Source organism: Amycolatopsis minnesotensis (genome assembly GCF_039529815.1).
In the GTDB taxonomy this organism is placed as follows: Bacteria; Actinomycetota; Actinomycetes; order Mycobacteriales; family Pseudonocardiaceae; genus Amycolatopsis; species Amycolatopsis minnesotensis.
Genome location: NZ_BAAANN010000043.1, coordinates 66,072 through 78,545 on the forward strand (window position 1 = coordinate 66,072; position 12,474 = coordinate 78,545).

The 12,474-nt window shown below is 71.0% G+C and carries 11 protein-coding genes; 4 read left to right on the forward strand and 7 right to left on the reverse strand.

Annotated features, from left to right (window positions below; all coding sequences use genetic code 11):
- Positions 1-25 precede the first annotated feature (25 nt).
- Both ABD256_RS37380 and ABD256_RS37385 read left to right on the forward strand, forming a co-directional pair.
- Positions 26-808 carry a thioesterase family protein gene (locus ABD256_RS37380; protein WP_344429912.1) on the forward strand — a complete coding sequence of 261 codons (783 nt, stop codon included), beginning with the start codon at positions 26-28 and terminating at the stop codon, positions 806-808.
- A gap of 90 nt (positions 809-898) precedes the next feature.
- Positions 899-1,831, forward strand: coding sequence for a ParA family protein (locus ABD256_RS37385; protein ID WP_344429914.1), 933 nt, complete (start codon positions 899-901; stop codon positions 1,829-1,831).
- On the opposite strand, the gene ABD256_RS37390 is transcribed toward ABD256_RS37385, so the two are convergent.
- The 3 genes from ABD256_RS37390 to ABD256_RS37400 are packed head-to-tail and all read right to left on the reverse strand — an operon-like array spanning position 1,828 to position 3,940.
- Positions 1,828-2,775 carry an AEC family transporter gene (locus ABD256_RS37390; RefSeq protein WP_344429916.1) on the reverse strand — a complete coding sequence of 316 codons (948 nt, stop codon included), beginning with the start codon at positions 2,773-2,775 and terminating at the stop codon, positions 1,828-1,830. The genes ABD256_RS37385 and ABD256_RS37390 overlap by 4 nt on opposite strands.
- A gap of 6 nt (positions 2,776-2,781) precedes the next feature.
- Entirely contained in the window at positions 2,782-3,627 is an 846-nt protein-coding gene (gene hisG / locus ABD256_RS37395; protein ID WP_344429918.1) for an ATP phosphoribosyltransferase, read from the reverse strand.
- A 49-nt stretch (positions 3,628-3,676) separates the two neighbouring features.
- On the reverse strand, positions 3,677-3,940 hold the full coding sequence (locus ABD256_RS37400) for a phosphoribosyl-ATP diphosphatase (RefSeq protein ID WP_215544738.1): 264 nt from the start codon (positions 3,938-3,940) through the stop codon (positions 3,677-3,679).
- A 233-nt stretch (positions 3,941-4,173) separates the two neighbouring features.
- Here ABD256_RS37400 and ABD256_RS37405 point away from each other — a divergent pair, with 233 nt between their 5' ends.
- The gene (locus ABD256_RS37405; protein ID WP_425546585.1) at positions 4,174-4,950 is read left to right on the forward strand and encodes a class I SAM-dependent DNA methyltransferase; all 777 of its coding nucleotides are present in this window, start codon (positions 4,174-4,176) and stop codon (positions 4,948-4,950) included.
- Between the two features lie 18 nt (positions 4,951-4,968).
- Here the strand turns inward: ABD256_RS37405 and ABD256_RS37410 are convergent, their stop codons facing one another.
- The 4 genes from ABD256_RS37410 to metH all read right to left on the reverse strand — a co-directional run bounded on the left by ABD256_RS37410 (position 4,969) and on the right by metH (position 11,317).
- Complete coding sequence (locus ABD256_RS37410; protein ID WP_344429923.1) at positions 4,969-5,526, reverse strand: methylated-DNA--[protein]-cysteine S-methyltransferase; 558 nt, start codon at positions 5,524-5,526, stop codon at positions 4,969-4,971.
- Positions 5,523-7,013, reverse strand: a complete 1,491-nt coding sequence (locus ABD256_RS37415; protein WP_344429925.1) for an AlkA N-terminal domain-containing protein — start codon at positions 7,011-7,013, stop codon at positions 5,523-5,525. Before ABD256_RS37415 ends, ABD256_RS37410 begins: the two co-directional genes overlap by 4 nt.
- Positions 7,014-7,079: 66 nt before the next feature.
- Complete coding sequence (locus ABD256_RS37420) at positions 7,080-7,745, reverse strand: HAD family hydrolase (protein WP_344429927.1); 666 nt, start codon at positions 7,743-7,745, stop codon at positions 7,080-7,082.
- Between the two features lie 14 nt (positions 7,746-7,759).
- Positions 7,760-11,317 (reverse strand): methionine synthase, encoded by a 3,558-nt coding sequence (gene metH, locus ABD256_RS37425; RefSeq protein WP_344429929.1) that lies wholly within the window; start codon positions 11,315-11,317, stop codon positions 7,760-7,762.
- 51 nt (positions 11,318-11,368) lie between these two features.
- Here metH and ABD256_RS37430 point away from each other — a divergent pair, with 51 nt between their 5' ends.
- Positions 11,369-12,277, forward strand: coding sequence for a PAC2 family protein (locus ABD256_RS37430; protein WP_344429931.1), 909 nt, complete (start codon positions 11,369-11,371; stop codon positions 12,275-12,277).
- The last annotated feature ends 197 nt before the right edge of the window (positions 12,278-12,474 follow it).

Genomic DNA, 12,474 nt, shown 5'->3' on the forward strand with positions numbered 1-12,474 from the left:
CCCCAGCACCGGAAAGGCCAGCACGTTGCCCGAACCCGCCGCGTTCTTCCGCCCGCTCGGCGAAGGCCGCTACCTGCCGACCGGGCACACCTCGGGCCCGTGGTCGCCCGACGCCCAGCACTTCGGCCCGCCGTCCGCGCTGCTGGTCCGCGAGCTGGAGGGCGTTCCCGCGGACCGGGAGAGCCTGCTCGCGAGGGTGACGGTGGAGATACTCGGGCCCGCTCCCCTGCGCGAGCTGGTCGTGCGGGCCAGGCTCGAACGGCCCGGCCGGTCGGTGGAGCTGCTGGTGGCCGAGCTGGTGGACGGTGAGCGGGTCGTGGCCAGGGCGTCGGCGTGGCGGCTGGCCACCTCGGATTCGGGCGCGGTCGTCGCCAACCTCGCCCCGCCGATGCCGGCACCCGGTGACGCGAAGGCGGCGCGCTGGCCGGAGAGCTGGCACGGCGGTTACCTGGACGCGATGGAGTGGCGCGCCGTCTCCGGCGATCTCGACCAGCCCGGCCCGGCCAGGGTGTGGGCGCGCCAGCGCGTGTCGCTGGTGGACGGTGAGGAGCCGAGCCCGCTGCAGCGGCTGTTCGCGGTGGCCGATTCGGGCAACGGCGCGTCGAACTTCCTCGACCCGGCCCAGTGGTGGTTCATCAACTCCGAACTGACCGTGCACGTGCTGCGACAGCCATCCGGCGAGTGGATCGGCCTGGACGCGACCACCAGGGTCGGCCCGCTCGGGGTGGGCACCGCGACGAGCGTTCTGCACGACCTCGGCGGCCAGGTCGCCACCGGCGCGCAGGCGCTGCTGGTGCGGCCGCGCTGAAACACCGGCCCCAAGGTCCCCCGCCGGGGGCCGCGGATCGGCTAGCTTGAACGACGCGCACAACGAAGGAACCCCCTGGAGTCCGGTGGCATGCAGATCACCTCGGTGGTCAACCAGAAAGGCGGGGTCGGCAAGACCTCGCTCAGCGTCGGCACGGCTGCCGCACTGGCGGAACGGGGGCTGCGCGTCCTGCTGATCGACCTCGATCCACAGGGCCACGCGACCACCGAGATGCTCGGGCTGCCCGAAGTGCCCTCGACGATGCCCAGCCTCGCGAAGGCGCTCACCAAGATGTGGAAGGGCGCCGTCGAGGAGCTCGTCGTCACGCATCCGAGGGCGAACGTGGGGCGCGGCGGCACCTTGGACGTCGTCCCGACCTCGCCGGGGATGTTCGACCTGGTCCGCAGGCTCGACCAGTTCCGGGTGCCGGGCTGGCAGCTGGCCAGGGTCATCCAGTTCGCGAACTACGACCACGTGATCATCGACTGCCCGCCCGCGCTGGACGTGCTGACGAACAACGCGCTCGCCGCGACCACCGGGATTCTCGTGCCGGTGCAGCCGGACCGGACCAGCATCCGCGCGCTGCGGCTGCTCTACGACCAGCTGGCCTACGTCGAGCAGAGCGTGAACCGGCCGCCGATCACGCACTACGGGCTGGTGCCGGGGCTCTACCGGCGTCCGATGTCGCACTACGCGGCGGCGGCCCTGCACGAGCTGCACGGCTTCGGGATCCCGGTGCTGTCGCACGTGCCGATGGGCGTGGTGATGAACGAGGCCGCCGCGCACGGGGTGCCGGTGACCACGTTCGCCCCGGAAACCGTGCAGGCCGAGGCGTTCCGGCAGATCGCGCACAGCCTCGACGGCTACCGCGCCGGCGCGCGGGGCCCGACGATCCCGGCGGAGCAGGACTTCGTCTTCGAGGACTTCATCGCGGACGTCTCCGACGCGCGGAACACCAACGACAACGGCGCCCGCAAGAAGCTCTACGACCTGCTCCCCCGCAGGCAGCGCCCCTCGCACTAGCCGCCGAAGAGCAGGGCGATCACCGACAGGGTGCCCATCGACAGCACTGTCGAGATGAGCACGCAGTCCCGGACGAACCGGGCGTCGATGGCGTAACGGCTGCTGGCGATGAAGATGTTCTGCGCGGTCGGCAGCGCCGAGCACAGGACGGCGGCCAGCAGGAGCGGGCGCGGCAGGTCGAGCGCGAGCCCGATGAGCAGTGCGGCGGCGGGCTGCACGAGCACCTTGAGGCCGACCACCAGCACCAGCTCGCCCCGCCGCCGGTGCCCGGCCCCCATCGCACCGGGTGCGTCGGCGGGGACGCGCCCGGTGTGCAGGGACATCCCGAGCACCAGCAGCGCGGTCGCGATCCCGGCGCCGCCGAGGGTGTGGACCGGCCGCAGCACGAACTCCGGTGGCCGCCAGCCGCTCGTTCCGACGACGACACCGAGTAAGGAGGCCGCGATCACCGGGTTGCGCACCGGCAGCAGCAGGAGCGCACGCCACTTCGGGCCGCCACCGCTCGGGACGTCCGATTCGAGCAGGGTGAGCATCGAGGGCATCATGAACAGCGACTGGAACAGCAGCACCGTCACGATGAACGACGAGCTGCCGAGGACCTGCAGTGCCACCGGGATGCCGAGATTGGCGGCGTTGACGTAGCAGGCCGCCATCCCGGTCACCACGCGCTCCCCGAGGCGCCTGCGGAACAGCAGCCACGACAGCAGCGCGCCGGTGACCCCGACGAGCGCGGTACCGGCGCCGAACGCGATCAGCCCCGGGTTCACCAGCGCGGACAGCGGCGTGTCGATCAGGGTGGAGAACAGCACCGCGGGCATGGCGACCAGGAATGCCAGTCTGGTCAGCACTTCGTCGGCCTTCGGGCCCAGCACCGAGAACCTGCTGAGCAGGTAGCCGAGCGCGGTGAGCGCCCAGATCGGCGCGAACGCCGGGAGGACCGACACGGACTCCTACAGTCGGCAGGAGCGGATGTCCGAAGCGAGCACGGCCTTCGCACCGGCTTCGGCGAGCTCGTCCATGATCCGGTTGACGTCCTTGCGGGGCACCATGGCCCGCACCGCGACCCAGTCGTCGTGGGCCAGCGGCGCGACCGTCGGCGACTCGAGCCCCGGCGTGATCGCGATGGCCGCTTCGAGCAGGGCGCGGGGGCAGTCGTAGTCCAGCATCATGTACTGCTGGGCGAAGACGACCCCGCGGAGCCGGGCGGCGAGCTGGGCCTTCGCCTTGGTCGGCTCCCCTTCGGCCTGGTGCACGAGCACCGCCTCGGACACGCAGATCGGCTCGCCGAAGGCCACCAGGTTGTGCTGCCGCAGGGTGCGTCCCGATCCGACGACGTCGGCGACCGCGTCGGCGACACCGAGCTGGATCGAGATCTCGACGGCGCCGTCGAGACGGATGACCTCGGCCTCGATGCCCTGTGCCGCCAGGTCTTCGCGCACCAGGCGGGGGTAGGACGTGGCGAGCCGCTTGCCGTGCAGGTCGGTGACCTTCCAGTCGCGGCCTGCCGGCGCGGCGTACCGGAACGTCGAGCCGCCGAAGCCGAGCGCGAGGGTCTCCTGCACCGGCGCGCCGGAGTCGAGCGCGAGGTCGCGGCCGGTGATCCCGAGGTCGAGCTCGCCCGAACCGACGTAGATCGGGATGTCCTTGGGCCGCAGGAAGAAGAACTCGACCTCGTTGGCGGGGTCGAGCACGGTCAGGTCGCGCTGCTCGTGCCTGCGGCGGTACCCCGCCTCGCCGAGCATCTCCGACGCGGCCACGGCGAGCGCGCCCTTGTTCGGCACCGCTACGCGCAGCATGCCATCACTCCATCCCGTCCGGATCTCGAAACCTCGCCGGTGAACCCGCTCACAGGTACCGGTAGACGTCCTCGGTGGTCACTCCGCGGCCGAGCATCAGCACCTGGACCCGGTAGAGCAGCTGCGAGATCTCCTCGGCCAGCCGGTCGTCGGATTCGTGCTCGGCGGCGATCCACACCTCGCCCGCCTCTTCCAGCACCTTCTTGCCCTGCGCATGGACGCCGGCGTCGAGTGCGGCGACGGTGCCGGAACCGGCGGGACGGGTCCGCGCGCGTTCGGCAAGCTCGGCGAACAGCTCATCGAAGGTCTTCACACCCGGTGATCCTTCCATCCGCGCCGGTGCCGCGCCGATCCGCCCCTGTCCGGGTGAAGTCCCCGTCACCCGCCCGCGCACCGCCGACCGGATTGGTCCGGACGGCCCAACCGCCGTTGACGGGAGCGCCGAACTCCACTTGTCTGGAATATCCAAAAGCCGGACTGGTGCACTCACGCGGCCGGCAAGCAAAAAGAAGGGTGCCGGCCAACCAGGAGTCACCGGAACGAAACATGGGAGAAACCTTGACACACCGTGGTCCGCTGCAGATCAGGCTGCCAGCCCCCGACGATCGTCTCGACCAGGACGCTGAGCACGGCTTCGTCCTCGTCGACGGGGAATGGCAGGAATTCCGCTTCCACGACTACGACCGCATTTTCTCCGTTCCAGGCCTTTACGAGCAGCTGTTTCACGACATTCTGGACTGCCGTTCCCCCGACGTCATCGCGAAATTGCTGAAGGAGGAGCTGCAGCAGGACGGCTACGCCGCGGATGAGCTCAGGGTGCTCGATCTCGGCGCGGGCAACGGCCTCGTCGGCGAGCAGCTGCGCAACATCGGGGTGGGCACGCTCGTCGGGCTGGACATCATCGCGTCCGCTCGGCTCGCCGCGCTCCGTGACCGCCCCAGCGTGTATGACGCCTATCACGTCGCGGACGTGATCTCCCCGCCGCCGGAGATCGCCCGCGATCTCGCGACCCACCGGTTCAACACGCTCTCCTGCGTCGCCGCGCTCGGCTACGCCGACATCCCGCCCGCCGCCTTCCGCGCGGCGTTCAACCTGGTCAGCGACAACGGCTGGATCGCGTTCAACATCAAGGACCGGTTCCTCTCCGACGAGGACACGTCCGGGTTCGCGACGTTCATCCGCAGGCTGCGCGCCGAGGGCGTGCTCGAACTGCTCGCGTCCGAGCGCTACCAGCACCGCCGCAACGTCAACGGTGAACCGCTGCACTACGTCGCCATCGTCGGCACCAAGCACGCGGACATCCCCGAGGAGTTCGTCGCCTGACCCGCGGACGGGCGGAGGTCAGCCGACTTGCCCGGCCTCTGCCTGTCCCGCTGCGACAAGCCGCGGTGTGAAGAGGCCGCCGTCGCGCTCGAAGGCGAGCAGGGACCGCTTGAGGTCGAGCCCGCCGCCGTACCCGGTGAGCGAACCGGTCGAGCCGAGCACGCGGTGGCACGGCACGATCAGCCCGATGGGGTTCTTCCCGTTGGCGAGCCCGACCGCGCGCGACGCGGTCGGGCGACCGAGCCGGTCCGCGAGCTGTCCGTAGGAAATCGTTTCACCGTAAGGGATATCGCACAGGGCCGTCCACACGCGACTCTGGAACTCGGTGCCGTGGAAGCGCATTGGCAGGTCGAAGTGGCGCCGCGTGCCCGCGAAGTACTCGGCGAGCTGCGCGGAAACCGCGCCGAACGGGGCTTCGGCGGGATCGACGCGCTCGCCGAACCGCTCCTGCGCGGGCCGGTGCCGCTGGCGCACCATGTACAACCCGCTCAGCACGCCTTCGGTGGCGACCAGGGTCAGGTCCCCGCACGGGCTCGGCACCACGGCGTACGTGCGCGCCGCTTGGACGGTTTTCATCGGTCCCCTTCGGCTCGGCCCGCGACGGGCAGGCGGTTGATGGCGTGGTCCCCGGTGGCCCACAGGTACTGCACGGCGTACGCCCGCCACGGGCGCCACCGTTCGGCGTGCGCGGCGAACGCGCGCGGCGCCGAGGGCAGGTCCAGCTCCTTCGCGGCGTACTTGACGCCGAGGTCCGTCGCGAGGAACGCGTCCGGGTCGCCGAGTGCCCGCATCGCGACGGTTTCCACCGTCCACGGCCCGAACCCTGGCAGCTCCGCGAGCCTGGCCCTCGCCTCGTCCCAGTCCGCACCCGCGCCGAGGTCGATCTTCCCGGCGGCCAGCACTTCGATGAGCGTGAGCAGCGTGCGGCGGCGCGTCTTCGGCATGGCGAGCGTTTCGGGATCCAGCTCGGCCAGTTCGGCCGCCTCCGGGAACAGGTGCGTCAGGCCGCCCGCGGAATCCTCGACCGGTCGCCCGAACGCGCGCACGAGCCTCGCCGCGTGCGTCCTCGCCGCCGCTGTCGACACCTGCTGCCCGAGCACCGCCCTGATCGCCATCTCCTCGCCGTCGACGGTGTGCGGCACCCGGCGGCCGGGCTCCTTGGCCACGAGCGGGGCCAGCACCGGGTCCGCCGACAGCGCCGCGTCGACCGCGACCGGGTCCGCGTCGAGGTCGAGCAGGCGGCGGCAGCGGCTGATCGCCGCCGCCAGATCGCGGAGATCGGCCAGCGACAACCGGCACCGCACGTGATCGGGGGCGGGGCTCAGCGCCACCACGCCCGGCCCGTGCGGCAGCGCCATCGTCCGGCGGTAGGCACCGTCGCGCCACTCCTCCACGCCCGGCACCGCGGTGGCGGCGAGGTGCCCGAACAGGTTGTCGGGGCACAGCGGCGCGCGGAACGGCAGCCGCAGGCACAGCTCCCCTTGTGCCGCGCCACCCTGGCGGCCCGCCCGGCGCCGCAGTTCGGTCGGCGCCAGTGCGAAGACCTCGCGGACCGTGTCGTTGAACGTGCGGATGCTGGAAAACCCCGCGGCGAGCGCGAGTTCGGCCATCGGCAGCGCGGTGGTCTCGATCAGCAGGCGCGCCGTCTGCGCGCGCTGCGCGCGAGCGAGCGCCAACGGCCCCGCGCCGAGTTCGGCGCGGAGCTGCCGCTCGATCTGCCGGACGCTGTAGCCGAGGCGGGACGCGAGGCCGGGCACCCCGTCGGTGTCGACTACGCCGTCGGCGATCAGGCGCATCGCCCTCGCCACGAGATCCGCGCGCTCGTTCCACTCGGGTGATCCCGGCGCCGCGTCCGGACGGCAGCGCTTGCAGGCGCGGAACCCGGCCTGCTGCGCGGCCGCAGCACTCGGGTAGAACCGCATGTTCCGGACCTTCGGCGGCACCACCGGGCAACTCGGCCTGCAGTAGATCCGGGTGGTCAGCACCGCGGTGAAGAACCACCCGTCGAAGCGCGCGTCCTTCGACTGGACGGCCCGCACGCACCGCTCGATGTCCTCATGCACCACACCAGCATTGCCGCGCGCGGCGGCGGAGTCTAGCGAGAATCCGACATCGTGCGTCAGCCCCGATCAGCTCAGCAGCGCGCCGAGCGCGGCCACGTCGATCCCGGCCAGCGACGAACGGAACACCCGGCGCTGACCCGGTTCGACCGGCACGTCGTTGGGCACCACCAGCACCGTGCACCCCGCGGCGACCGCGGATTCGGTGCCCGGCGGGGAATCCTCCACCGCGACGCACCGCGCCGGGTCCACGCCCAGCAGCCGCGCCGCGCGCAGATACGGCTCGGGAAGCGGCTTGTTGAGCCCGTCCACCTCGTCACCGCACACGGTGGCGTCGAAGAACTCCCGCCCGATCGTGTTCAGCGCCAGCTCGGTCAGCGCGCGCTCAGTCGAGGTCACCAGTGCCGAGGGCAGACCGGCCGCCCGCACCGCGGCGAGCACCTCGCGCGCACCGGGGCGCCACGGCAGCGCGCCTTCGAACAGGTTCGCGGTCCGCTGCCGGATCCACTCCCCCATCTCCGCGATCGCCGCCGGCGCCGGCTCCTCGCCGGTGACCACTTCGAGCAGATAGCTCGCGGTGGCGTCCATATTGGACCCGACGAGGGTGAGGCGCTGCTCCTCCGAGAGCGTGCCACCGAGGCTTTCCGCCGCCTCGTACAGCGCGACGTCCCAGAGCTTCTCCGAGTCGACGAGCGTGCCGTCCATGTCCCACAGCACAGCGGCCGGACTGTCCACAGCGGACCCTTCCTTTACGTGTTGAAGTACTTCGCTTCCGGGTGGTGGCAGACGATCGCGTCGGTCGACTGCTCGGGATGGAGCTGGAACTCCTCCGACAGCTTGACCCCGATCCGCGCCGGTTCGAGCAGGTCGGCGATCTTCACCCGGTCTTCGAGATCGGGACAGGCGCCGTACCCGAGCGAGAACCGTGCGCCGCGGTAGCCGAGCTTGAAGAACGCCTCGATGTCTTCGGGGTCCTCTTCGGACAGTGCCGCGCCGCTTGCGAAGTGCAGTTCCTCGCGCACGCGCCGGTGCCAGTACTCGGCGAGCGCCTCGGTGAGCTGGACGCCGAGCCCGTGCACTTCGAGGTAGTCGCGGTAGGCGTCGGCGGCGAACAGCCCGCCTGCGTAGTCGGCGATCGGCTGCCCCATGGTGACCAGGGTCAGCGGCAGCACGTCGACCTCGCCCGCCTCGCGTGCGAGATCGCGCGGACGGTAGAAGTCGGCGAGGCACAGCCGCCGGTCCCGGCGCTGGCGCGGGAAGGTGAACCGGGTGCGCTCGGCGGCGTCGGCGTGCGGCTCGGCCAGCACCACCACGTCCTCGCCATCGGCCACGCACGGGAAGTACCCGTAGACGACCGCCGCGTGCTGCAGCAGCCCGTCGGTGGCGAGGCGGTCCAGCCAGTACCGCAGCCGCGGCCTTCCCTCGGACTCCACCAGTTCCTCGTAGGTGGGACCGGTGCCCCCTCGCGCGCCCTTCAGACCCCACTGGCCCATGAAGGTCGCCCGCTCGTCGAGCATCGCCGAGTAGTCCGCGAGCGGCACGCCCTTGACCACGCGGCTGCCCCAGAACGGCGGCGTCGGCAACGGGACGTCGGTGGCGACATCGGACCGGGCGGGCGGCTCGGGCTCTTCCGCCACCTGCTTCGCCTTGCGCGCCTCGGCGATGCGCAGGGAACGTTCGCGGCGCGCCTTGCGCTCGGCGCGCTTGGCCTCCTCCTGCTCGTCGACGAGCGGCGACTCGCCCCGCTTCGCGCCCATGATCGCGTCCATCAGGCGCAGTCCCTCGAACGCGTCGCGGGCGTACCGCACGTCGCCGAGGTACATCTCCGTCAGATCGTTCTCGACGTAGGAGCGGGTGAGCGCGGCACCACCGAGCAGCACCGGCCAGCGGGTGGAGACCCCGCGGGAGTTCATCTCCTCCAGGTTCTCCTTCATGATCACCGTGGACTTCACCAGCAGGCCGGACATGCCGATCGCGTCGGCCTTGTTCTCCGCCGCCGCGTCCAGGATGGTCGTGATGGGCTGCTTGATCCCGAGGTTGACGACCTCGTAGCCGTTGTTGGACAGGATGATGTCGACCAGGTTCTTGCCGATGTCGTGCACGTCGCCCTTGACGGTGGCGAGCACGATCCGGCCCTTGCCGCCCGAGTCCTCGGACTCCATGTGCGGTTCGAGGTAGGCGACCGCGGCCTTCATCACCTCCGCGGACTGGAGCACGAACGGCAGTTGCATCTGGCCGGAGCCGAACAGCTCGCCGACGGTCTTCATGCCCGACAGCAGCGTGTCGTTGATGATCGCCAGCGCGGGCCGGTCCCGCAGCGCCTCGTCGAGATCCGCGTCGAGGCCGTTGCGGTCACCGTCGACGATCCGGCGTTCGAGCCGCTCGAACAACGGCAGCGCGGCCAGCTCCTCGGCGCGCGAGGCCCTGCTCGACGCCGCGCTGACGCCCTCGAACAGCGCCATCAGCTCCTGCAGCGGGTCGTAGCCCTCGCGACGGCGGTCGTAGAGCAGATCGAGCGCCACGCCGCGCTGTTCGTCGGGGATCCGCGCCATCGGCAGGATCTTCGACGCGTGCACGATCGCGGTGTCCAGCCCGGCCTGGACGCACTCGTGCAGGAACACCGAGTTCAGCACCTGCCGCGCGGCCGGGTTGAGCCCGAACGAGATGTTCGACAGCCCGAGCGTGGTCTGCACGTCCGGGTACCGCCGCTTGAGCCCGCGGATCGCTTCGATCGTCTCGATCGCGTCCCGCCGCGACTCCTCCTGGCCGGTGGCGATCGTGAAGGTCAGGGTGTCGATGATGATGTCCGAGGTCTCGAGGCCCCAGTTGCCCGTGATGTCCTCGATGAGCCGGGACGCGATCTCGACCTTCTTCTCGGCCGTGCGCGCCTGCCCGTCCTCGTCGATCGTCAGCGCGACGACCGCGGCACCGTGCTCCGCGGCCATCGCCATCACCTTCGCGAACCGCGAATCCGGCCCGTCGCCGTCCTCGTAGTTCACCGAGTTGATCGCGCAGCGCCCGCCGAGCCGTTCGAGCCCCGCCCTGATCACCTCGACCTCGGTGGAGTCCAGCATGATCGGCAGCGTCGACGCGGTGGCGAGGCGGCCGGCCAGTTCGGCCATGTCCGCCGCGCCGTCCCGGCCGACGTAGTCGACGCACACGTCGAGCAGGTGCGCGCCGTCGCGGGTCTGGTCGCGCGCGATCTCCACGCAGTCGTCGAGGCGTCCGTCGAGCATGGCCTCCCGGAACGCCTTGGACCCGTTCGCGTTGGTCCGCTCGCCGATCATCAGCACGCTGGCGTCCTGCCGGAACGGCACCGCCTGGTACAGCGACGACACCCCGGCCTCCGGGTGCGGGCGGCGCGTGGGCGCCCGCAGTTCGCGGACGGCCTCGGAAAGCTGCCTGATGTGCTCGCCGGTCGTCCCGCAGCAGCCGCCGACGAGCCCGACGCCGAACTCGCGCACGAACCCGGTCAGCGCCTCGGCGAGGCCCTCCGCGCTCAGCGGGTACACCGCGCCGTCCGGGCCCAGTTCGGGCAGCCCCGCGTTCGGCATCACCGACAGCGGGACGCGCGCGTGCTTCGAGAGCTGGCGCAGGTGCTCGCTCATCTCGGCGGGCCCGGTGGCGCAGTTCATCCCGATCAGGTCGATCCCGAGCGGCTCGAGCGCGGCCAGCGCGGCGTTGACCTCGGTGCCGAGCAGCATGGTGCCGGTGGTCTCCACCGTGATCGAAGCGATCACCGGGACCCGGCGCCCCTCGGCCGCCATCGCCCGGTGCGCCGCCACGATCGACGCCTTGGTCTGCAGGATGTCCTGCGTGGTCTCCACGATGACCGCGTCAACGCCACCGGCGAGCAGGCCGCGGACCTCTTCGACGTAGGCGTCGCGCAGACGGGTGAACGGGGCGTGCCCGAGCGTCGGGAGCTTCGTGCCGGGGCCGACCGAGCCGAGCACGAACCGCGGGCGGTCCGCGGTGGCGAATTCGTCGGCCGTCTCGCGGGCGAGCCTGGCACCGATCTCGGACAGCTCGAAGATCCGGTCCTCGATATCGTATTCGGCGAGGTTCGCGAAGTTCGCCCCGAAAGTGTTGGTCTCGACCGCGTCCGCGCCCGCCTCCAGATAGCCGCGGTGCACCCCGCGCACCACGTCCGGCCGGGTCACGTTCAAGATCTCGTTGCACCCCTCGAGACCTGCGAAATCATCGAGCGTGAGGTCGTGTGCCTGCAGTGCCGTGCCCATCGCTCCGTCGGCGACCACGACACGGGAAGCGAGTGCGTCGAGCAGTGGTGACGAAAGAGGCTCCGGCATGTCCCCCAGGCTACGGTCCGCGCACGGGTCGCCGGGTCGTAGGCTGGTCCAGTGAGTGACCCAGCCGACGAGATCCGACAGCCCGAACCCGCTCCCGAGGAACCGGACACCACACCCCAGCCGGTCATGGTGGTGGCCTTCGAAGGCTGGAACGATGCAGGTGACGCGGCCAGCAGGGCGGTGGAGCACCTCCAGTTGAACTGGGACGCGACCCCGCTGGCCGAGCTCAGCCCCGACGAGTACTACGACTTCCAGGTGAGCCGCCCGAACGTCCGCATGGTGGACGGGGTGACCCGCCGGATCGAATGGCCGACGACCCGGCTGTCCGTGTGCCGCCCGGACGGCTTCGACCGCGACGTCGTGCTGGTCCAGGGCCCGGAGCCCAACATGCGCTGGCGCGCGTTCTGCGCCGAACTGCTCGAGTACATGGACCAGCTGGGCGTGGCGACCGTCGTGACGCTCGGCGCGCTGCTCGCGGACACCCCGCACACGCGGTCCGTCCCGGTCACCGGGACCGCCTACGACGCGGCGGCCGCGGCACGGTACGGGCTCGAGCGCAACCGGTACCAGGGCCCGAGCGGGATCGTCGGGATCCTGCAGGACGCCTGCGTGCAGGCGGGCATCCCGGCGGTGTCGATCTGGGCGGCGGTGCCGCACTACGTGTCGCACCCGCCGTCCCCGAAGGCCACGCTCGCGCTGCTGCACAAGCTCGAAGACGTGCTCGACGTGGAGATCCCGCTCGGGGCGCTGCCGGAGCAGGCCGAGGAGTGGGAGCGCACGGTCACCGAGATGGCCGACGAGGACGAGGAGATCGCCGAGTACGTCCGCTCGCTCGAAGAGCGCGAGGAGGAGCCGGAGATCACCGTCGACGAGGGCAGCGGGGACAAGATCGCGGCCGAGTTCGAGCGCTACCTGCGGCGGCGACGCCCCGGCCAGGACGGCCCCGACACGCTGAACTGAGCTTCCCCGGGCTCACCTTCGGGGCATCTGACGCCGCGATCTCGCCCCTCGCGGCGCGCGGCATGGTGCCGCTGATGTCCTGAGGGTGCCCTTCACGGCATCAGATTCCCTCAAGGGCACTTGGGTTCATGGGGTCGTTGCAACACCGGTTGTGATCGGAGGTTGTGATGGTGGTTCGGGCGCGGTTGCCGCGTGGT

Coding starts and splice junctions, on each gene's coding strand:
- ABD256_RS37410 (WP_344429923.1), bottom strand. CDS start 5,526: ATGAAAACCGTCCAAGCGGCGCGCACGTACGCCGTGGTGCCGAGCCCG.
- ABD256_RS37405 (WP_425546585.1), top strand. CDS start 4,174: ATGGGAGAAACCTTGACACACCGTGGTCCGCTGCAGATCAGGCTGCCA.
- metH (WP_344429929.1), bottom strand. CDS start 11,317: ATGCCGGAGCCTCTTTCGTCACCACTGCTCGACGCACTCGCTTCCCGT.
- ABD256_RS37385 (WP_344429914.1), top strand. CDS start 899: ATGCAGATCACCTCGGTGGTCAACCAGAAAGGCGGGGTCGGCAAGACC.
- hisG (WP_344429918.1), bottom strand. CDS start 3,627: ATGCTGCGCGTAGCGGTGCCGAACAAGGGCGCGCTCGCCGTGGCCGCG.